Consider the following 20,713-nt stretch of genomic DNA (forward strand, 5'->3'; position numbering starts at 1 on the left):
AAATTCGTAGATTAAAGCAATACATACAAGATCTAATAGGCCCATTTATATTGACATCGTTCGAGCTTAGATTACATGCGAAACACCTATTTGTTGTTATTTTCACTGTATTGGGCGCAAGGTTTACCTGTAGGTTTTATGACCCATGCTTTACCAGTGATTTTACGTTCACAAGGGGTGTCTTTGGCCCATATCGGTGGCTTTGGATTACTCATGGCGCCTTGGGCAATTAAAATTTTATGGGCGCCTCTTGTGGATAGCTTTGGACATCGTTCCAAAGGCCATTATCGAAGTTGGATTATTCCAACCCAAGTTTTAACCATCGCTATCCTGAGCATCTTATCTTTTTTACCGATTCAATCTCTGAATGAACCGATTTATTTATTATTGTTTTTTATGGCGTTGCTCTGTATGAACAGTATTGGTGCAACCCAAGATATCGCGACGGATGGTTTAGCGGTGAGTATTTTAAAAGGAGATCAGCAACATATCGGGAATATGTTTCAAGTCATTGGTTCTCGTTTAGGATTTATTGTCGGAGGCGGGGCAATTTTATGGGCAATGGACTGGCTAAGTTGGCAAAATACATTTTTGATTTTGGCAGGCATTGTGGCTTTAAATACAATTCCTATTTGGTTTTATCAAGAACCAGAACACTTGAAAAACACTGTTTCACCACATCTACGGAATGAAGCTGCAAAGCACTTTATTGAAAAATTTAAAACTTATTTAACTTATTTCTTTGTCAATAAAAAACTAAGAACATGGTTCTTTGTGCTTTGTACCATCAAAATAACCGATGGCTTTACCGGTCCCATTACCAAGCCTTTGTTGGTTGATCTTAACTTAAGTCTTTCTCAAATCGGCATTTATATTACTATGTTGGGGGCATTTTCTGCATTATTCGGTGCAGGTTTGGCCAGTTTATTGCTAAAAAAACTAAAGCGCCACCAAGCCTTAATCTTATTTTCTATTTTGAAATTGATCAGTTTAGCTGGATTTGTATGGTTAGCAGCTCAATATGAACAATCGTACTTTGTAGCGCCGTGGTTAATTTATTTGATCAACGCTTTAGAAGATATGTGTGCTGCAATGCTTCTAGTCGTGATCTTAACTTTAGTGATGCAATATAGTCGTCATGAACATGCAGGTACAGATTTCACTTTTCAGGTCTCTGTTATGGCAACAATCAGTGGGTTACTGTATACATTAAGTGGCGTGATTGGCGATCAATTGGGATATTTGAATTTTTTAAGTTTGATTTTAGTGATTGGTGTTTTTTGCCTAATCCCGATTATGTATTGGATTAAAAATAAACAGTATACATAATATTGTGAGCTTGGGTTTGATAATGAGTATAATTACTATTGAGTATGTGGTGCGATAATTAGGAGTTTTTTGATCGAATGAAATAGATTAAATAATTTTTCTTAGGAATAGTTAAGATTATAATATATTGTCATGATGTAAAATAAATTGTTTGATTAGTGCGGTTTGACTTAATACATGAATCTCTTTGATTTAATGTGATTTTACCCTTATTTTTTAATAAAAGTTTGATATGTTTTACATTGATTGGAAAATAATAAATTACTTTTTCGTCATTTTTTTACGTATAGAAATCAATTCGTGTATTATTCTTTTGTTGGATTTAGAATAACTTTAGCTCCAAATTATTAACTTTAAATGAATTGTTTTGAATGGAATAAGCAGTATTATAATCTACGGGCTATAAAATAATACTCATTTTTTTTGTGGATGCTTTATTTGATTTTAATTTTCTCAGATTATGAGAAATAGAAAGGCGATTACAATTAAGATCAGTGGTGCAATACGCTTGGGAAAGTGCTTTTTAAGTTCAGTTTAAGCTTCATTTTTTAACTTAACACCATTGAAAAGAGTATTGCCAAAGTAATGTCTAATTTAATACAGCGTATAAAACGACGTGAAGTCTCCATTTCCCTGACTGCTTTTAATTTTATTGTCGCAGTGTGGTTAGGCTTGTGCCTAAATTTTAGTTTTTTAAATAAGGTTCAGTCTCTAACGCCTTATCAGGGAATCAAAGCACAACTCTTTCTGATTGCGACAGGTTTTGTACTGATTGCTTTATATAATCTGTTATTACAAATTTTAGACTGGAAATGGACAGCAAAATTTTTTGCAATTGTCTTGGTCTTTATTGGTGGTTTTAGTGCTTATTTTGTCAATTCATTGGGTGTGGTGATTTCGCCTGATCAAATTCAGAATATGGTGCAAACAGATCCTAGTGAAGTGTCAGACTTACTTTCTTTGCAATTTTTTATCTGGACATTGGGATTTGTTGTTTTACCCATCATTCTTATTCTATGGATAAAAATTAAACCAGAAAAAATTGGCAAAATACTGTTATTTAAAAGCTTAAATATCGCAGGCTCTTTCGCTGTTATAGCAGCATTATTATTTGTTTTCTATGTGGATTATGCTGCTATATTTCGTGAGCATCGTGATTTAAAAGGTATGATTTCTCCGCAAAATACAGTGGCTTCAACACTGTCTTATTTCCATAAAAAAGCACCGAAAAAGAATTTACCTTTGATTCGTTATGGTGAAGATGCACATTTAGTCGATGATGTTGCTTTACAACATAAACCTAAACTGATGGTTTTGGTGGTCGGTGAAACCGCACGTGCAGAAAGCTTTTCATTAAATGGTTATACAAAGAATACCAATCCTGAATTGTCAAAACAGATCGGGCTAATTAATTTTTCTCAAGTCAGCTCTTGTGGTACTGCAACAGCAGTTTCAGTTCCATGTATGTTCTCAGGCATGCCGCGTAAAGATTATGATGAGCAACTTGCCAGTCATCGAGAAGGTTTGCTGGATATCGCACAACGAGCAGGCTATAAGGTGACATGGATTGATAATAACTCGGGTTGCAAAGGGACTTGTGATCGTGTTGAGAAATTTGTTATCCCTCAAGATTTAGAGAAAAAATGGTGTCAAGGTGGCGAATGCCAAGATGGTATTTTGGTAGATAGCTTAAACCTATATTTAAGTCAATTACCAAAAGATGATAAGCAACCACATTTGATCGTATTACATCAAATGGGAAGTCATGGGCCTGCATATTATAAACGCGCACCAGATGAATTTAAAAAGTTCAAACCAACTTGTGAAACCAATGCAATACAAGGGTGTTCATCGACTGAATTGATTAATACCTATGATAATTCGATTGTCTATACAGATCATATTTTGAATCAATTGATTGAAACTTTAAAACAACAAGAAAACTATCGTGCAGGGTTTTGGTATTTATCTGACCATGGTGAGTCTACTGGTGAACGTGGTATGTATTTACATGGTGCACCTTATGCGATTGCGCCTACTCAACAAACCCATGTACCTATGCTGATGTGGTTCTCAGATGCGTGGAAATCTGTTGCTGCAAAACAAATCAATTGTTTAAATCAACAAAAAGGGGCAACATTGAGTCAAGATAATTTATTTCCAAGTCTTTTGAGTTTGCTAAATGTCCAAACTCAAGTTATAGATCAAAAAAATAATATGTTGCACCAGTGTGCTGTACGAAGCTGATTGAAAGGATATAAACCATGACCAAAATTTTGATGATAGAAGATGATTTTATGATTGCAGAATCATCTAAAACGTTATTGAAATATCAAGGCTTTGATGTGGAATGGGTAAATAATGGTTTGGATGGCCTAAAGCTTATTTCTGAGAAACAATTTGATTTGGTCTTACTTGATTTAGGCTTGCCCATGATGGATGGGATGCAGGTCTTAAAGCAAATTCGTCAACGTTCAAGCTTACCTGTGCTGATTATTTCAGCACGTGACCAATTACAAAATCGTGTTGAAGGTTTAAATCAAGGAGCAGATGATTATTTGATTAAGCCTTATGAGTTCGATGAACTGGTGGCTCGTATCCATGCTTTATTACGTCGTACAGGTGATACAGCGAAAGAAGTAACTGGAAGTGCTTCAAATCTGTTAAAAAATGGTGAAATTGTTTTAGATGTTGAACAGCATATCGCAACACTAAAAGGTGAAACGGTGGAGCTTTCAAATCGTGAATGGGCGATTCTCATTCCGTTAATGACCCATCCCAATAAAATATTTTCTAAGTCTAATTTAGAAGATAAATTGTATGCTTTTGATAGCGAAATCAACAGCAATACAATTGAAGTCTATGTACACCATATCCGATCGAAATTGGGTAAAGATATTATTCGTACAATTCGTGGGTTAGGTTATCGTTTGGGGCAACCACAAAAAGCGGAATGATATGGAAACTGCATTTTCCTTAAGAAAGCGTTTAATTCGTTATACCTCTATTTTTAGTATTTTACTCGGTTGCGTATTGGTTTTTTCAGCATATAAAATTTCTTTAGAAGAAATCAATGAAATTTTAGATGCACAAATGGTTTATCTAGCCGAGCGGGTGGAGTTAAATCCACGTCCCATTCAAAGCCATTTCGATATACACAAACGCTATCATGAAGAAGATTTATTCATAGATGTTTGGGCATATGCTGATCCTAGTCGAACACAAAATACGCCACATCATGTCATTGTTGAACCTAAACAAAAGGCTGGTTTTTATAGTCAAGATACAACGCATGGCACTTGGATTACTTATATCTTACCCACAGCCAATTATCAGATTCAGATCAGCCAGCAAGAAAAAGTCAGAGAGCATTTGGCTTTAGAGCTTGCAGGCAGTATGTTTCTTCCATATTTACTGATCATTCCATTTGCTTTGTTGGGCTTGGTATATATTATACGCCGCAGTTTAAAACCACTCGAGGACTTTAAATCCGAACTGGCAAAACGTGATTCAAACTCCTTGATCGCAATTCAAAATGCCCACTATCCAGAAGAATTACTGCCGACGATCCATGAAATGAATCATTTGTTTGAGCGAATTTCTGTTGCTCAACAAGAACAGCGACAATTTGTAGCAGATGCTGCACATGAGTTACGCACACCCATCACTGCATTGAATCTGCAAACTAAAATTTTGATGAGTCAGTTTCCTGAAGAGGAAAATCTACAAAATTTAAGCAAAGGTTTGGCACGGATGCAGCATTTGGTTACGCAACTTCTTGCCTTAGCAAAGCAAGATTCGTCATTAAGTCATGAAGTTCAGGTGACCCAATTTAAATTGAATGATGTGGCACTTAATTGTGTAGAACAGTTGATGAATCTTGCGATGGAAAAAGATATCGATCTTGGTTTTGTCCGTAATGAAACAGTGATTTTAAAAAGTGTAGAACATAGTCTTCATTCAATCATTTTTAATTTAATTGATAACGCAATAAAATATACCCCTGTTTCAGGCATGATTAATATATCAGTGTTTGAAGATGTTCATGATTTTGCTTATGTTTTGATTGAAGACAGTGGTTTAGGAATTGACCCAGAGATGTACGATAAAGTCTTAAAACGTTTTTATCGCGTACATCATCACTTAGAAGTGGGTAGTGGTTTGGGATTGTCGATTGTGGATAAAGCGATTCAACATTTAGGTGGTGAACTGTCTTTATCCCGTAGTGAAGAATTGGGTGGACTCAGTGTCTTGGTCAAAATCCCGATTCAATGTAATATCAAAACTGAGAAGTAAAATGCTTGGAAAATAAATGATCCCATTTCTACATTAATGGAAGTGGTTCATTTTTCTTCATGTATTGGAAAAATTCTAAACATTTTTGCATTCTACGACCATCACTGCCAAGTTTACCCAAATTAAAGTTTGCAACCCAGTTGAGTTTATTGCCTATACGGCAAATTTCGTTGTATTTTGATTTACTTGGATAAATTTCCCCAATAAAAATATCGCAAGCTTGAGCAAGCTCATCATCATTAAAACGGAATGCTGTTGAGAAAATAAAGCATAACCAATCTCGAATTTGACAGGTTTCTAAGTCCAGTACTTCCCCAGGATCGGTTTCAAAATCAATAAAAGTAAATGCTTTGTCTTTATTGACCAAAATATTCCGTGCAAAGGCTTCACTCAAATAACTGTCTTTGTGATGTACAGATTGAATGGCAAAGATTGCTTCGCGATAAAATTCTAGTTTTTTAGCCGTATTTCCTTCCATTTCTGCCAATGCCTGATCAAGTTGCATAACATCTTCGCCATGATCAGCAACATCTTCAATCAATAGGCCTTGTGAACAATTGGCTAAAATTTGTGGCGTTGGAATACCAAGGGAGTTTAATTCTGTCAGACGATGAACTTCACAATAAATCGATTTACTACCACCATAATTTGGAATAGGGGTGAGTGCTTCAATATTGAGTATACGTGCAACCCATTTTAATGGGAGATAAATCCAAGCCGAGTGGCGTTCAGAGGCTTTTTTAAGCCATACTTTACCATCACCCAACTGATAAGACTGAATATTCTGGTCTTGAATTTTAAGCGAATTGCGGAGAAATTTAGAAAAATTACTCATATTTTGCACGTATAAGATTACTAAATTGACACAAGTATAAACAAAATATAATAATTTGTAAAAATTAAGATTGGTTTAATAATTTAATATTTAAATTATGACAAAAATGTAATTCTTTGGGTGATGCTTATAGCTGAGTATCACTTGGTTTGACGTTTTAGATTGGAATAAAAATAGATAAGCGATCAAATAAACCAGAATAACCAGTAATTTGCTTTTTTAAATATCTGATGTATTTTTAGAGATGCATTTATAATAAAATAATGTTGCGCGATATATTGTCTATAGTTTTAGGATCATTATCTGGTCAATTTTTTATAAAATATACGATACACAATTAAGTTAAAAGTAAAAATAATCCAGCCTGTCCAAAGGTTATGGCTAAGAAAATGCGCACCACGCATCATTTGCCCCCAACCTGTAATCAAACCAAGCGCCAGACCTAAGACTAAGAAAAGATAAGCAATTTTAGAATTTGATTTTCTAAATACAAAAAATCCAGTAAGCAGTGAAAAACCTGTGCTGGCATGGCCACCTGGAAAACAACCTCCATTGCTTGCAGAAAAATCCCATACATAGCCTAAAGCAGTTTGTTCTGTCATTGACCAAGGACAGGCATGTGCCGAATGGGATTTGAAAATGCCAATCAGTGCAGTGGATAAAACACTAATAAAAAATAAATAGCCCAATTGCCATTGATAGGTTTTTAATTTTGCAACTTTAAAAGACGCAATCCATGAAATCAAAACTGCAATATAAAAGGTAATGACAATATGTTTAAGTAACTTGTGATTAATTTCAATAAGAAACCAATTGTTCTTGAGTGGAAAATGACCAGTGCTATCTATCCACGGCTGGATAAAATACATATCGATTGCACCACCAACAGGAAATACAAAGAACAGTATTAAAAATAGTATTCCTAGCAATAAACTTTTTTTTAGGAAGAATGTATTTATGTCGGAATACGGCATGAGGCGAGCCACTCAATATAATCATTTTAATCTGCGCTTATTAAAAAAAAAAAACCTTAAATTAGACTTAATTGTTGAATAATGAGTAGTCTTATTATTGGGTGGCAATACAGAAGAAAATATCTATGATTATTTTAAGATAGCTAATTTGAATCATTGTCTTAAAGGTGGAGTTATTCTATTTTAAAATTTTATGGTGAAAATTATTTTATTGTCATTTCTAGGCTATAAAAAAGCGGCTTTTCAGCCGCAAAATGTATAAAATTAAAACCAGACCTTGTAAAAGCTTAAAACATTGCATCTTCAGAGTTTGCAGAAATCTTGTGAATCGATAAATCTGCACCACGAAACTCTTCTTCTTGTGTTAAACGAATCCCCATAGTGGCTTTAAGCATACCATATACGGCAAATCCACCTGCTAAAGCCAGTAAAATGGCAAGTAGCGTACCTATCAGCTGAGATATCAAAGATACTCCACCGATTCCCCCCAACCACTGCTGACCAAATAGACCCACAGCAATACCACCAAACGCACCACAAACCCCATGTAATGGCCAAACTCCGAGTACATCATCAATCTTGAGTTTATTTTGTGTATAGGTAAACAGTTTAACAAACAGAAAACCTGCACAGATCCCGATAAATAAAGCGCCAATCGGATGAACCACATCAGAACCCGCACAAATTGCCACTAAACCTGCTAAGGGACCATTATGTAAAAAACCAGGGTCTTCTTTTCCAAAGAAATTTGCTGAGAGTGTGCCACCGACCATTGCCATGAGTGAGTTCATGGCAACTAAACCTGAGATTGCATCTAAGCGTTGAGCACTCATGACATTAAAGCCAAACCAGCCCACAATTAAGATCCAAGAACCGAGCGCTAAAAAAGGAATAGAAGAGGGTGGATGTGCACTGACGCGACCATCCTTTTTATAGCGGCCATTACGCGCACCAAGTAGTAATACTGCTGCAAGCGCAATCCAGCCGCCCATCGCATGCACCACAACAGAACCGGCAAAATCATGGAAGCTTGCACCAAACGTATCCGCTAACCACTTTTGTAGGCCGAGGTTACCATTCCATGCGATCCCTTCAAAAAAAGGATAAACCAGCGCTACTATAAACAGGGTTGCAATGGCTTGAGAACGCATTTTGGCACGTTCTGCAATGCCGCCAGAAACAATGGCGGGAATTGCTGCAGCAAAGGTCAAAAGGAAAAAACAACGCATCAAATTGTAGCCATGCTCAGTTGAAAGCGTAGCGCCTGTATGGAAAAAGTGTTGGCCATAGGCAATATAATAACCGACAAAGAAGTAGGCGATTGCTGAGATTGAAAAGTCAGTAATGATTTTACTGAGTGCATTGACTTGATTTTTATGGCGAACTGTTCCCAGCTCTAAAAAAGCAAAGCCTGCATGCATAGCGAGTACAAGCACTGCGCCAAGCAAGAGAAAGAGTAGATCAACGTTTTGCATATACGATTCTTTTTGGTGCTATTTGTCACAAATTGGTTCAAGTATAACCAACGATTTGAATCCGTGAAGTGTTTGGCTGTATGAAAAAATAGATCAACAAATTCAAAATATTATTAAGACTCGATATAAAGCAAAAGTATGCACTAAATTGGAATTTGTGCACTAACTTGATGCAATAAGATATTCTGACTTATTTTTAAGATATTGATAATTATTGATTTTTATTTATTTGAATTCATCTTAAACCTAGGTTGTCAAATTTTAGTCTAAAAATAAACCGATAAAATGTTTTAACTAAAATTAAAAAATAACTTAATTATCAATTTTTGGAAATACCCAGACTGCAAGCTTGATTTTTGTATTCGAAACGATTTCTTTGAAATTTTTGACCGTTCCATTTATACACAGCAAAGCATTTAGTTGAGTCATTGATGGCAATATCTGGCCAGCCATGCTTTCCTAAAGTTGATAGAAACTCAGGCGTCCCATGGCTGTTAAATATTCTCACCCATTGTTTATTGGTCTGTTGGGTAACAATATAAAATCCAATGCCTGTGTTTGCATAGCAACCAACACCACCATCGACTACAACAGCATCAGGACGACCATCTTTATTGAGGTCACCATAATAGGAGATATTGCCAAGGCTACAGCGGCTTTCCCAGCCAAGATTAGTTTTTTGAAACTTTGCACTTTTAAAAATTTGTGTTGCCGTTTCTTCAGGCACTTGCGGATCTGCAGCATAATTAAGCGAGGCCAAAAATAGTGATAGAACACCACTGCTGAATATTATTATATTTTTCATCATCATATTGATTGTTTTGTGATTGAATTGACATTATTTTAAAAATATGTATTTTTATCAAGTTTTTGTTGTCATGCTATTGTATTCATCTTCTGGTTTATTCAGCATCTTAGGGATATCTAACTTATATCATTATAAATTTCAAATACTTGATGTGTTGTTGGGTGATTTAATCAGTTGTAAATAAATGTTTAATATAAAATCAATTTTCGATTAAACGATCAATGAAGTGTATAAAAATGATGGTGTCTAAAACATATTGCAATTTTTTAGTGTATTTAATAGTGCTCTCTGGCTTTTGTCTATTTACTGAATCAGTGAGTGCGCAACCCAGCCAATATAAAATCTATAAATCTAAACTGTTGCAGTGTGGTGAAGCAAATTTTCAAGTTATTTCACAATGTGATGATTCTAATGAGGGTACAGAGTCAGGTAGTGCAGGTCCTTTTCGAGCATCATGTTTATCTAGTCAATTAGCGGTAAACTGGAAAGGTCAGCAAAAGATACTGAATTTTCCCATGGCGACAACACAGCAGAAGAAAATATTAGCAAGCAAAGGCTATGTTTTAAAACCTGAGATTAAAGTAGGGGATTGGTCGCCACAGAGTTTAGCTTGTGGTCAAGCGGCTGGTATTTCGGGGCATTTTGTGGTGATTAATCAGGCAACCACCAACGATATTAATCACGAATATCACGGCAAAGGTTCATTGAGTGATGAACCCGTTTTACTGAATTTAAACGGGACTTTTACCAGTGAAACACTTAAAGCAAAAATCTATGCTTTGTTAAAGCAAGATCAAGTGAAGATTTCTAAAGTGATTGGTGCAAATGCAATTTTTGCGGATGAAAAATAGATTTAACAGAGATAAATCCGTTTAATTTTGTCATCTGTTAAGAAAAAGGCAGATGCAGCACAGGTTTCTTCGAGGACATTGACTGAAACACCATCACCTTTAAACTTTAAATAATGTTTAGGGTCAATTTGTTCGTTAGCAAGAATATCGCCATTTTCACCAAAGCGATATTCTTCATCGACATAGATATTTGTTTTAGGTGCGACTTCGAACTTAGCAAAAATATCTAAATCATCACCTTCTTCATTATTTTGATAGTAATAAACTTTATCACTGTCCGAAATACGGAATTCAAACAGATATTTCATGCCCTTTTTATTGGGATTCTTTAAGACTTGGAAAGCATCTCGTTTTCCATCTCCATCAAAATCGATGAGTAATGGCTTTTTGAGATATGTCGTATCGGTTGAATAACCTTGAGGGAGTGGTGTTGGATTATTGACGAGGTGGTCTGGCTCTGGCTGAGCAGGAATCACAATAGATTCTGCTTTGCTATGTGTTTGTTGTGACGTTTCTTGTTTGACTGGCTTAGTTTCAGTTGAAGTGTTGGGTTTCTCATCACATCCAATGAGAAAAATAAGGGTGATGCATAATAAAATTTTGTTTTTCATAGAATTTGAATCATTCAATCATTTTGAATGTTGAAGATTCTATCTTAAAAATTGATTTTTTGATGCTCAATGTCCTAAATTGGAGATATAGTCGTGTGCTTTATCGCGTGCCAGTTTGCTGTTTATACTGATTCATCACCACAATGGGGAATATTTTGAACACATCAAATTCTGATCAAGCTTTGTCTGTCGTGATTACAGGGGGTACACGAGGAATTGGTTTTGCTTTGGCAGAAGCTTTTTTAAAGTTAGGTTGGTCTGTGATGATTTCGGCACGAAATGCACAGCAGTTAAATCAAGTTGTTGCAGATTTTGCGCAACGCTATGCACCGAATAGAATTTATGGAGTGACTTGTGATGTGGCTCAATATGAAGATTTACACAATTTATGGGAAGAAACAGTTTTAAAGTTTGGTGAGGTCCATGTTTGGATTAACAATGCAGGTACCTGTAATGCAGCAAGAGCATTTACCGAGATTGCTAGCTCAGATTTGGAAAGTGTAATAAAAACCAATGTGCTTGGTACGATGTTGGGTTCGCAAGTGGCTTTAAAAGGAATGATGCAGCAAGGTTTTGGGCAAATTTTTAATATGGAAGGTTGGGGCAGTCGTGGCGAGTGGAGTGCAGGGATGACGCCTTATGCAACCAGTAAACGAGCAGTTACTTACCTGAATCATGCCTTAAATAAAGAAACCAAGAATAGTGATATTTTGATTGGTACGCTTAGCCCCGGAATGGTGGCAACGGATTTATTGATTTCTTCTTGGCAACAAGGTGAAGTTAAAAACTGGCATAAAATGAAATGGTTATTTATGTTTGTGATCGATCCACCTGAGCAAGTGTGTGGTTATTTGGTGCAACGCATCAGTAAGAATAACAAGACTAATACTCGTATTGTCTGGATGACACCATGGCGTTTGTTACTTCGATTTTTCCAACCTTATTATTGGAAAAGAAATCCTGTACAGGGGACGGCTTTAGATCAGCTTAAGGAATAGCGTTTTGGATTTAAATTTGGAGTTTGATTAGAAAAATAACAATGAAAAATCTTAATTCAATATGATGCATTTATAAAATACAGAGTAGTGCGTGTATCTGTTATAGGAAAAAATAAAGGGCTTGAACTTGGATAAGTATATTTCTTATAATCTAAAAAGATTTGGTAGAAAATCTTAATAAAAATTTTACCAACATCACATCATGCTCTTCAGTTCAACAGCCTTTCATATAACCAGTAACTAGAGCATTTATAAATAGAGCATTCAGTGCTGAAAATATTTGAATAATTAAGGGGCTCTTATGTTTATTAAATACGGTTTAACAATAATTAGTCTATGCGCTACAACAATGCTTTGGGCAGGATCAGATTGGGATTATCAAAACCCTAAAGATTGGGCAAGTGCAAATCAACAATACCAAGCGTGTGCAGGAATAAATCAATCTCCAATTGATATTCGAGATACGGTGACTGCGAATCTACCACCATTGGAATTTAATTATCACACTACAGCAAAGTCTGTGCAAAATATTGGTCATACGATGCAGATTGAGTTTAACCAAGGTGCCAGTTTAGTCTTAGATGGGCAGACTTTTTTACTGGAACAATTTCATGTACATAGTCCAAGTGAAAACAATATTAATGGTCAAAGCTATCCCATGGAATTGCATTTAGTGCATGCTTCAGATAAAGGTGAATTGGCAGTTGTTGCATTAATGTTTCAACATGGATCGGAGAATAAAAAACTAAAACATATCTGGAATTCCTTGCCTAAAAAAGTGGGTGAAAGTAATCAGCTATATTCAGAAAATAAAGCAGGCAGCTATTTACCCAATAACTTAGAGTATTACCGTTTTAATGGTTCTTTAACAACGCCACCGTGTTCAGAAGGAGTCCGATGGGTGGTGCTTAAGGAAATTCAGCAAGCGTCGAATCAGCAAATTGAGTCTTTTATGGAGTTAATGGGACATCCAAATAATCGCCCAATACAACCGATTGGCGCGCGGTTGATTCTGGAGTAATTCAGGGTGAAAAGTAGATCTTTTGATCTACTTTTTTTAATTCTAATGATGATGTGTTAAATCAGACTGAGGTGGTACTGGTGAGTTTGTGGAATATCTGTATTGAATTGGAAGGCACCTCTCCCTAACCCTCTCCTGAAAGGAGAGGGAACCTCTTTGTGTATCGAATAATTATTAAATTCTCAAAGAATGTTCCTTCCTCGTTTGGTGGAGATTAATGTGGTGGAATGTTATGCACACATTTTTAGTTACTTCTCTTTAGACCTCTTCTGGAAGGGGGAGAAATCCATTGTGTATCAAATAACGATAAAATTAGTAATGGAAGTCCCCTCTCCCCGTGGGAGAGGGCTAGGGAGAGGGAAAATAAAATGAAGCTAAACCCCAAATTATTAGAATACGCTAAATCTATGCGACACGATGCCACAGATGCCGAACATCTTATGTGGCAACTTTTACGAGCTCAACGATTTATGAATTTAAAGTTTCGTCGTCAACATGTGATTGAGCCTTATATCGTAGATTTTTACTGTCATGAATTGGGCTTAGTGGTTGAGTTGGATGGTGGTCAACATAATACAAATGTGGGCGTAGCTTATGATAATGGAAGAACTCAGTTTTTAGAGGCTTTGGGGCTTAAAGTTATTCGTTATTGGAATGATGATGTATTGAATCGCAGTGAGGTGGTATTGGCGGATTTGTGGAATATCTGTATTGAATTGGAAGGCACCTCTCCCTAACCCTCTCCTGAAAGGAGAGGGAAGCTCTTTGTGTATCAAATAACTATTCAATTCTCAAAGAGTATTTCTTCCACACTTTTGGGAAGATTGAGGTTGTGGAATTTATGCACACATTTTTAGTCACCTCTTTTTAGCCTTTTTCTGAAGGGAGAGAACTCCATTGCGTATCGAATAACTATTAAATTATGAAAGAGTGTTCTTTTCACATTTTAGGGAAGATTGAGGTGGTGGAGTTTATGCAAATATTTTAAGTCACTTCTCTTTAATGCTCTGCTGAAAGGAGAGGGAACTTCATTGTGTATCAAATAACCATAAAATTAGTAATGGAAGTCCCCTCTCCCTGTGGGAGAGGGCTAGGGTGAGGGTAATTCTTAAAAAATTAGAGTGTATCAATTCGCTTTATTTTGCTAACTGATCTTTAAGTAAAATGGATATGAAATTGTTGAATGCTGGTCGGAAAAACATCATCAATCGAATATTTCTAAATCACCTTTCATTATGAGCAAAATAAACTCTTCAAAACTATTACAAACTTTATTATGCGTATTACAAATTTCATAAATGCCGAATTCATTACCATATTCATCTAGTTTTACTGCATATGCAGTCATCCAGAGTAAGAATTCTGAAAAGACAAAACAATTTGCATGAGGAAAGTCTTTAGTCCCTTTTAAATCTTTTACAGGTCTAAATTCAGCTAAAGAAAAGAAAGAATAGCCCTCATCACCAAAATTGGCTTCACCTGTACCATTGAAGAAAATAAAATATTCTTTAAAAATTTGTGGAAGTTTAACTCCTTATTTTTGTTCAAATTTTAACGTTTCTAACAATGTAGCCGGTTGATTGATACATAAGTTTTGATTGATGAAGTGTTGTTTTAATTTTTGAATAACCATAATTATTCTACTCAAAAAAGAAGGAAGCTTAATTAAGCTTCCTTCTTTAGAGGCAAAATTGCAAGCTTCGCTTAAAGCGCTGCAATCTGCTCCATATTGGCTTTAATCTTCGCTAACTGATCCACAAACTCAGCAAGTTTAACCTTTTCACCTTCAACTACCGCAGCAGGTGCTTTAGCCACAAAGCCCTCATTTGCAAGTTTAGAAGCAATTTGGTCATGCTGTTTTTGAACCTTATCTAAGTCTTTTTGCAAACGACCCAGTTCTGCTTTTGGATCAATCAAGCCTTTCATTGGTACAAATACAGACACATGACCCACAACAGAAGATGAAGACAACGGTGGTTGCTCAGCATCAGTTAAGAAGGTAATACTTTCAACTTTAGCCAATGCTTTAAACAATGGTTCAATACGTGCAATCTGTGCTTTTTCAGCATCAGTCGCGTTTTGAAGCAATACAGGCAATAAACGTGCATTACCTAAGCCCATTTCGCCACGAATATTACGTACAGCGCCAATCAAGCCTTGTAGCCCAAGCATATCTGCTTCTGCCTGTTCATTGATGCGTTCAGGGTTCGGAACAGGGTATGGCGCAAGCATGATGGTTTCACCACCAATCCCAATCATTGGTGCAAGGGTTTGCCAAATTTCTTCAGTTAAGAATGGCATGATTGGATGCGCAAGACGTAAAGACGCTTCCATTACAGAAAGAAGGACACGACGAACTTCTGCTTTACGCTCAGCCGATACGTTTTCATCATTCAGTACTGGTTTGGTCAGTTCTACATACCAGTCACAGTATTCATTCCAGATGAACTCATAAATCGCTTGAGCAGCCAAATCTAAACGGTAAGTTGCAAATGCTTGTTGAACGGCAGCTTCCGCTTTTTGTAAACGGCTGACAATCCACTGTTCAGGCAGTTCCCAAAGATCTTGACGGATTTCCTGACCAATTGGCTGTTGTTCACAGTTCATCATCACGAAACGGGTTGCGTTCCAGATTTTATTGGCAAAGTTACGATAGCCTTCAACACGTTTCATATCGAACTTAATGTCACGGCCTGTATTGGCAAGTGCGCAGAAAGTAAAACGAACCGCATCTGTACCGTAAGCTTGAATACCTTCAGGAAATTCTTTACGTGTAGATTTCTCAATTTTTGGTGCATCTTTAGGATTCATTAAACCAGTGGTACGTTTTTGTACTAAGGTTTCAAGATCTACACCATCAATTAAATCTAATGGGTCAAGTACGTTGCCTTTAGATTTAGACATTTTTTGACCTTCACCGTCACGAACCAAACCATGTACATACACGGTTTTAAATGGAACTTGCGGTGTACCATCTTCATTTTTCATGAAATGCATGGTCATCATGATCATTCGGGCAACCCAGAAGAAAATGATGTCAAAACCTGTTACCAATACATCTGTTGGGTGGAATGTATTTAAGAAATAGTTTTCTTTATCTTTTGATTCATCACCGGTCCAACCCAGTGTAGAGAATGTCCAAAGACCTGAAGAGAACCATGTATCCAGTACATCCTCATCTTGGTTTAATTCAATATCAGTAGCGATATTGTTTTTCGCACGAACTTCTTCTTCAGAACGACCAACATAGATATTGCCTTCTGCATCGTACCAAGCTGGGATACGGTGACCCCACCACAATTGACGAGAAATACACCAGTCTTGAATATTGTTCATCCAAGCCATATACATATTACTGTATTGTTCAGGCACAAACTTAATATCGCCGTCTTTTACTGCTTTGATTGCAGGCTCTGCAAGAGGCGCAATTTTAACATACCATTGGTCGGTCAATAATGGTTCAATGATCACACCTGAACGGTCACCACGTGGTGGTTTCAGCGTATATGACTGAATTTGGTCTAACCAACCTTCAGCTTCAGCTTGTGCAACCAATTTTTTACGTGCAGCAAAGCGCTCTAAACCGATATAGTCAGCTGGTGCTGGGATGGTTTTAGAAATCGCTTCGCCAGCTTTTGCGATAAACTCAAAATCAGCTAAAACTTCGGCATTTTTGTTGAAAATGTTGATGATTGCGAGTTCACAACGTTTGCCCACTTCATAGTCATTGAAGTCATGTGCAGGGGTGATTTTTACACAGCCGGTACCGAATTCTTTATCGACATATTCATCTTTAACAATTGCAACCGCACGACCCGTAATTGGTAGGATAATATTTTTACCAACAAGATGTGCATAACGTTCGTCATCTGGAGCAACTGCAACAGCAGTATCACCCAGTAATGTTTCTGGACGTGTGGTTGCAACCACTAAATAATCATGACCGTCTTGAGTACGCAGTGACTTATCTTCAAAGAAGTATTTGAAGTGCCACAATGAACCTTGTTCTTCTTTATCTGATTCAACTTCTAGGTCAGAAAGCGCGGTTTGTAGTTTAGGGTCCCAGTTTACCAAGCGTTTGCCACGGTAAATCAAACCTTGTTCATGCAGTTTTACAAATACTTCTTTAACAGCATTTGAAAGGCCATCATCCATGGTGAAACGTTCACGTGACCAATCTACAGACGAGCCAAGGCGACGAATTTGACGGGTAATTGTACCGCCAGATTGTTCTTTCCATTCCCAAATTTTATCGATGAACTTTTCACGACCTAAGTCATGACGACTAATGTCTTGAGCTGCTAATTGACGTTCAACCACCATTTGCGTTGCAATACCCGCATGGTCAGTACCTGGTTGCCATAAGGTATTTTTACCAGACATACGGTTGTAACGCGTCAAGGCATCCATGATGGCATTGTTAAAACCATGACCCATGTGCAAGCTACCCGTGACGTTCGGTGGCGGAATCATGATACAGAATGAATCGCCTTTACGAGACGGTTGGAAATAACCTTTCTCTTCCCAAGTCTTGTACCATTTTTTCTCGATCTCGGTAGGATCGTAGGTTGTAGCAATATTTTGCGCTGAATCAGTCATAGTAAAAACAGATCAAAAGTAAGTAAAAAATTGCATTCATTGTAGCAAATATTCATTAGGAATGTTGATTCCTGTTATGGCATATTTATCTTGAATTAAATGCAGCAATCAAAACATGAGAATACAAGATGCATTTGTTGTTTTTATCGATCTTAAATATGACAAATGTTGGATATTGTGGGGTTTTAACTGAGTCATATTTACAAATGCGTGTTTTAGATATTTGATTTGTTGAGAGTATTTGTGATTGATATTCAACAAATAGCAGTAGTTAAAGACAATGCAAGATATTTCAAGTTTTGCTAAGATCAAAATTGAATAGGACAAAACAACAAAAGGACACATAACAATGCAGTATAAAATCGATTTATTGATTAAACAGCAGACTTACCAAGAGTTAAAAAGCATTACCCAAAGTTTGAATCATGGCGAAAAAAGAGATCTGGCAAAACAATTAGGTAATGTCTTTACGGAAATGTCATGCCAAGTGCTGGATCAGGTTTTTGGAACCTTACTTGATGAACAACGTAAAAATGATGCACTAGATGCGACAGGGAAGAAAAAGCTCAAAGAAGCTGAACAGATTTTTGATCAGATTGAAGGGGCATTAAAAAAATATATGCCGTGGTCAATTTCCTTTTTTAGTAATGATCGTCTAAAGCCTGTGGCAAACCATATTCTTAAAAAGTTTGAAGATTCAGATGCAACTGAAGTGGTGATGTATTACCAATTAGACCGTAGCTTAGGGCAAGAAGCGACTAGCAATATTCAAAAGGTCATTCAAGGGGATACCAGTGCTTTGCCTGTAACACTAAAAAATTTGGTTAAAATTATTGACCTCGGTGTATCAGAATTTATCCGTGACCCTAAGACTTTGTTAAAATTTAACTTTGTGGTCGATAAAACCTTAAATGGTGTGATTAATATGATCACCAGTACTGGCTATAAACGCTTAGAAAAAGTTGGCGATGAATACAATCCTCGCAATGTAGAAAAGGCGCAACATTATGCAGAACATTTTAAAAAGTTTTTAGTTGAAGGTTAGTTTTTAAAAGCAAATCACTTGATTGATTTGGTGGGTCACGTGGTCTAATATTTATTCACCATATTCAAGAGCATAATAAAATGGAAAGCTTAGAAGGAAAGGTGGTTTGGATTACAGGCGCATCTTCAGGGATTGGTAAAGCCTTGGCTGCTGAATGTGCTTTACAAGGTGCACAAGTGGTTTTAAGTGCAAGACGTTTAGAAGAACTTGAAAAAGTTCGTATAAGTCTTCTTAACCCAGATCATCATATTTCTGTGGCAATGGATATTACCGATGAAGCACAAGTACGCCATGCATATGAACAAGTCTTAGATGAGAAAGGGTGTATTGATTGGTTGATCAACAATGCGGGTTTAAGCCAAAGGGCACTGATTGCTGATACCACAATGCAAACTGAACGTGCGATTATGGAAATTGATTACTTCTCTCAAGTGTTTTTGACCAAATTGGTTTTACCAACCTTTTTAGCTCAAAAATCTGGGCGAATTGCGTATATTTCTAGCGTTGCGGGCTTATTAGGGACGCAATATCGGGCATCTTACTCTGCAGCAAAAGCAGCGATTCATATGTGGGCAAACAGTTTACGCGCAGAAGTGGCACAAGATGGTGTTAATGTTTCTGTTATTTTCCCTGGTTTTGTAAAAACCAATGTATCTTTCAATGCCTTAAATGGTGCAGGAAAAGCACAGGCACATCAGGATGAAGCCATTGAAAATGGATTAGAAGCTGATGATTTTGCGCAGAAAACAGTTTCCGCTTTATTAAAGGGTCAAGAATATATTGTCGTGGGTGGGCGTAAAGAAAAATTGGGTGTGTTGGTTTCTCGTCTATCACCATCGACACTTTATAAAATGATTCGCAAGATGAAAGTAAAGTGATTGAAAATTCATAAATTTTGCCTGTATTGATAAGGCGTTTATACATTGTCTAAGCGCTTTTTCTTAATATGTTCCGTCTTTATAAGCACAAAAAAAGATGTTAAATCTAATGAAAATAATTTTTAAAGCCATCAGTCTACAATTCATATTGATCAGTGCCGTTTATGCAAATATTTGTGATGATACTCAAGTTGTTGCGCAAATATTGAAGCAGGCTAAAATTGTAAAGCTTGAACAGTCTTTAATCGACTGTAAACTCGATCCTGTTGATAATTCAAATATGATCATGGCTTATGCGCAATGGATTCCTGTAAAAGGTCATCCAGAAGAAGGGGATTATGCTTTAAATTTATTTAAGTTTAATCCAAAAAATTTAAAGCTTGTTTATCACTATGTTGTTGCAGAACGTATGGTTTCGGATGCAATTAGCTTAAATTCAATCCAGCTCGATACAGCAAATTATAAAGTCACTGATTCAAATCGAGCTTTGGGTTTAAGATTAAACTACTCAGGTCACTCACAACCCTTTCCTTTTTCTATGCAAGTGTTAAATTTATATGACTTAAAAAATAAAAAGCAAATCTTAGATAGTCTGATAGTTGAACGTGATCGGGCAGAAACGGATATGCAGTGTAATGCAGATATTGAAGAACGTGCTTCAACCTTAGTCATGCAGTCAACCCAAACCAAGAAATATACGGATATTTTGGTCAATAGCAAAATTAAACGCTACCAGATGCAAGTGATAAACGAAGATTGCCAAGAAGTTAATCATCACTCATCGCAACAACGGTTTGTTTTAAAATTTGATGGGAAAAAATATCAATTTCCTAAAAGTTTTAAAGATGAATATCAGTACTGATAGGCAATATAAGCAGTTGGATAGTAATGCTGAATATTAAACATTCATCTTCTGGTTAGCGAGCTAAAAGTTAGTCGTGAACTAAAAGATGAATGCTTTTAAAATAACAGGGTATTTAATGGCGATAAATG

Annotated in this window: 17 protein-coding genes; 11 read left to right on the forward strand and 6 right to left on the reverse strand. The window is 36.4% G+C overall.

What is annotated here, in order from left to right; all coding sequences use genetic code 11:
• Window positions 1–75: 75 nt before the first annotated feature.
• From AC07WY_RS11265 to AC07WY_RS11280, 4 genes are all read left to right on the forward strand, one after another.
• The gene (locus tag AC07WY_RS11265; protein ID WP_494736382.1) at window positions 76–1,329 is read left to right on the forward strand and encodes an MFS transporter; all 1,254 of its coding nucleotides are present in this window, start codon (window positions 76–78) and stop codon (window positions 1,327–1,329) included.
• A 585-nt stretch (window positions 1,330–1,914) separates the two neighbouring features.
• A complete protein-coding gene (locus AC07WY_RS11270) occupies window positions 1,915–3,576 on the forward strand; it encodes a phosphoethanolamine transferase (RefSeq protein ID WP_494736383.1) in 1,662 nt (553 codons plus the stop codon).
• A 17-nt stretch (window positions 3,577–3,593) separates the two neighbouring features.
• Window positions 3,594–4,286 (forward strand): DNA-binding response regulator PmrA, encoded by a 693-nt coding sequence (locus tag AC07WY_RS11275; RefSeq protein WP_056514455.1) that lies wholly within the window; start codon window positions 3,594–3,596, stop codon window positions 4,284–4,286.
• Between the two features lies 1 nt (window position 4,287).
• A complete protein-coding gene (locus AC07WY_RS11280) occupies window positions 4,288–5,625 on the forward strand; it encodes an ATP-binding protein (protein WP_494736384.1) in 1,338 nt (445 codons plus the stop codon).
• Between the two features lie 28 nt (window positions 5,626–5,653).
• Here AC07WY_RS11280 and AC07WY_RS11285 read toward each other — a convergent pair whose 3' ends face one another.
• From AC07WY_RS11285 to AC07WY_RS11300, 4 genes are all read right to left on the reverse strand, one after another.
• Window positions 5,654–6,460, reverse strand: coding sequence for a BUD32 family EKC/KEOPS complex subunit (locus AC07WY_RS11285; protein WP_494736385.1), 807 nt, complete (start codon window positions 6,458–6,460; stop codon window positions 5,654–5,656).
• 299 nt (window positions 6,461–6,759) lie between these two features.
• Window positions 6,760–7,434: a phosphatase PAP2 family protein gene (locus tag AC07WY_RS11290; RefSeq protein WP_494736386.1), complete on the reverse strand. Its 675-nt coding sequence runs from the start codon at window positions 7,432–7,434 to the stop codon at window positions 6,760–6,762.
• 287 nt (window positions 7,435–7,721) lie between these two features.
• Window positions 7,722–8,909 (reverse strand): ammonium transporter, encoded by a 1,188-nt coding sequence (locus tag AC07WY_RS11295; protein WP_244015292.1) that lies wholly within the window; start codon window positions 8,907–8,909, stop codon window positions 7,722–7,724.
• Between the two features lie 319 nt (window positions 8,910–9,228).
• Window positions 9,229–9,720: a hypothetical protein gene (locus AC07WY_RS11300; protein WP_494736387.1), complete on the reverse strand. Its 492-nt coding sequence runs from the start codon at window positions 9,718–9,720 to the stop codon at window positions 9,229–9,231.
• A gap of 233 nt (window positions 9,721–9,953) precedes the next feature.
• On the opposite strand from AC07WY_RS11300, the gene AC07WY_RS11305 reads away from it, so the two are divergent.
• A complete protein-coding gene (locus AC07WY_RS11305) occupies window positions 9,954–10,568 on the forward strand; it encodes a hypothetical protein (RefSeq protein ID WP_494736388.1) in 615 nt (204 codons plus the stop codon).
• Between the two features lie 2 nt (window positions 10,569–10,570).
• Here AC07WY_RS11305 and AC07WY_RS11310 read toward each other — a convergent pair whose 3' ends face one another.
• Window positions 10,571–11,179: a hypothetical protein gene (locus tag AC07WY_RS11310; protein WP_494736389.1), complete on the reverse strand. Its 609-nt coding sequence runs from the start codon at window positions 11,177–11,179 to the stop codon at window positions 10,571–10,573.
• A 143-nt stretch (window positions 11,180–11,322) separates the two neighbouring features.
• On the opposite strand from AC07WY_RS11310, the gene AC07WY_RS11315 reads away from it, so the two are divergent.
• From AC07WY_RS11315 to AC07WY_RS11325, 3 genes are all read left to right on the forward strand, one after another.
• Window positions 11,323–12,177: an SDR family NAD(P)-dependent oxidoreductase gene (locus AC07WY_RS11315; RefSeq protein WP_494736390.1), complete on the forward strand. Its 855-nt coding sequence runs from the start codon at window positions 11,323–11,325 to the stop codon at window positions 12,175–12,177.
• A 301-nt stretch (window positions 12,178–12,478) separates the two neighbouring features.
• Window positions 12,479–13,198, forward strand: coding sequence for a carbonic anhydrase (locus AC07WY_RS11320; protein ID WP_494736391.1), 720 nt, complete (start codon window positions 12,479–12,481; stop codon window positions 13,196–13,198).
• Window positions 13,199–13,566: 368 nt separating this feature from the next.
• Complete coding sequence (locus tag AC07WY_RS11325) at window positions 13,567–13,935, forward strand: endonuclease domain-containing protein (RefSeq protein ID WP_494736392.1); 369 nt, start codon at window positions 13,567–13,569, stop codon at window positions 13,933–13,935.
• Between the two features lie 967 nt (window positions 13,936–14,902).
• Here AC07WY_RS11325 and AC07WY_RS11330 read toward each other — a convergent pair.
• Window positions 14,903–17,797, reverse strand: coding sequence for a valine--tRNA ligase (locus AC07WY_RS11330; RefSeq protein ID WP_494736393.1), 2,895 nt, complete (start codon window positions 17,795–17,797; stop codon window positions 14,903–14,905).
• Between the two features lie 349 nt (window positions 17,798–18,146).
• On the opposite strand from AC07WY_RS11330, the gene AC07WY_RS11335 reads away from it, so the two are divergent.
• The 3 genes from AC07WY_RS11335 to AC07WY_RS11345 all read left to right on the forward strand — a co-directional run bounded on the left by AC07WY_RS11335 (window position 18,147) and on the right by AC07WY_RS11345 (window position 20,582).
• On the forward strand, window positions 18,147–18,842 hold the full coding sequence (locus AC07WY_RS11335; RefSeq protein WP_004722586.1) for a hypothetical protein: 696 nt from the start codon (window positions 18,147–18,149) through the stop codon (window positions 18,840–18,842).
• A gap of 80 nt (window positions 18,843–18,922) precedes the next feature.
• The gene (locus AC07WY_RS11340) at window positions 18,923–19,720 is read left to right on the forward strand and encodes an SDR family NAD(P)-dependent oxidoreductase (protein WP_494736394.1); all 798 of its coding nucleotides are present in this window, start codon (window positions 18,923–18,925) and stop codon (window positions 19,718–19,720) included.
• A gap of 97 nt (window positions 19,721–19,817) precedes the next feature.
• Window positions 19,818–20,582, forward strand: coding sequence for a PA3715 family protein (locus AC07WY_RS11345; RefSeq protein ID WP_494736395.1), 765 nt, complete (start codon window positions 19,818–19,820; stop codon window positions 20,580–20,582).
• The last annotated feature ends 131 nt before the right edge of the window (window positions 20,583–20,713 follow it).

Source organism: Acinetobacter sp. GW821-FHT01C12 (genome assembly GCF_059422625.1).

What these genes read in the sequence shown, in the direction of transcription:
- AC07WY_RS11330 (WP_494736393.1), bottom strand. Translation starts at nt 17,797, where the DNA reads ATGACTGATTCAGCGCAAAATATTGCTACAACCTACGATCCTACCGAG.
- AC07WY_RS11320 (WP_494736391.1), top strand. Translation starts at nt 12,479, where the DNA reads ATGTTTATTAAATACGGTTTAACAATAATTAGTCTATGCGCTACAACA.
- AC07WY_RS11345 (WP_494736395.1), top strand. Translation starts at nt 19,818, where the DNA reads ATGTTAAATCTAATGAAAATAATTTTTAAAGCCATCAGTCTACAATTC.
- AC07WY_RS11335 (WP_004722586.1), top strand. Translation starts at nt 18,147, where the DNA reads ATGCAGTATAAAATCGATTTATTGATTAAACAGCAGACTTACCAAGAG.
- AC07WY_RS11265 (WP_494736382.1), top strand. Translation starts at nt 76, where the DNA reads ATGCGAAACACCTATTTGTTGTTATTTTCACTGTATTGGGCGCAAGGT.
- AC07WY_RS11340 (WP_494736394.1), top strand. Translation starts at nt 18,923, where the DNA reads ATGGAAAGCTTAGAAGGAAAGGTGGTTTGGATTACAGGCGCATCTTCA.
- AC07WY_RS11310 (WP_494736389.1), bottom strand. Translation starts at nt 11,179, where the DNA reads ATGAAAAACAAAATTTTATTATGCATCACCCTTATTTTTCTCATTGGA.
- AC07WY_RS11300 (WP_494736387.1), bottom strand. Translation starts at nt 9,720, where the DNA reads ATGATGATGAAAAATATAATAATATTCAGCAGTGGTGTTCTATCACTA.
- AC07WY_RS11325 (WP_494736392.1), top strand. Translation starts at nt 13,567, where the DNA reads ATGAAGCTAAACCCCAAATTATTAGAATACGCTAAATCTATGCGACAC.
- AC07WY_RS11315 (WP_494736390.1), top strand. Translation starts at nt 11,323, where the DNA reads ATGGGGAATATTTTGAACACATCAAATTCTGATCAAGCTTTGTCTGTC.
- AC07WY_RS11295 (WP_244015292.1), bottom strand. Translation starts at nt 8,909, where the DNA reads ATGCAAAACGTTGATCTACTCTTTCTCTTGCTTGGCGCAGTGCTTGTA.
- AC07WY_RS11270 (WP_494736383.1), top strand. Translation starts at nt 1,915, where the DNA reads ATGTCTAATTTAATACAGCGTATAAAACGACGTGAAGTCTCCATTTCC.
- AC07WY_RS11285 (WP_494736385.1), bottom strand. Translation starts at nt 6,460, where the DNA reads ATGAGTAATTTTTCTAAATTTCTCCGCAATTCGCTTAAAATTCAAGAC.
- AC07WY_RS11290 (WP_494736386.1), bottom strand. Translation starts at nt 7,434, where the DNA reads ATGCCGTATTCCGACATAAATACATTCTTCCTAAAAAAAAGTTTATTG.
- AC07WY_RS11275 (WP_056514455.1), top strand. Translation starts at nt 3,594, where the DNA reads ATGACCAAAATTTTGATGATAGAAGATGATTTTATGATTGCAGAATCA.
- AC07WY_RS11305 (WP_494736388.1), top strand. Translation starts at nt 9,954, where the DNA reads ATGATGGTGTCTAAAACATATTGCAATTTTTTAGTGTATTTAATAGTG.
- AC07WY_RS11280 (WP_494736384.1), top strand. Translation starts at nt 4,288, where the DNA reads ATGGAAACTGCATTTTCCTTAAGAAAGCGTTTAATTCGTTATACCTCT.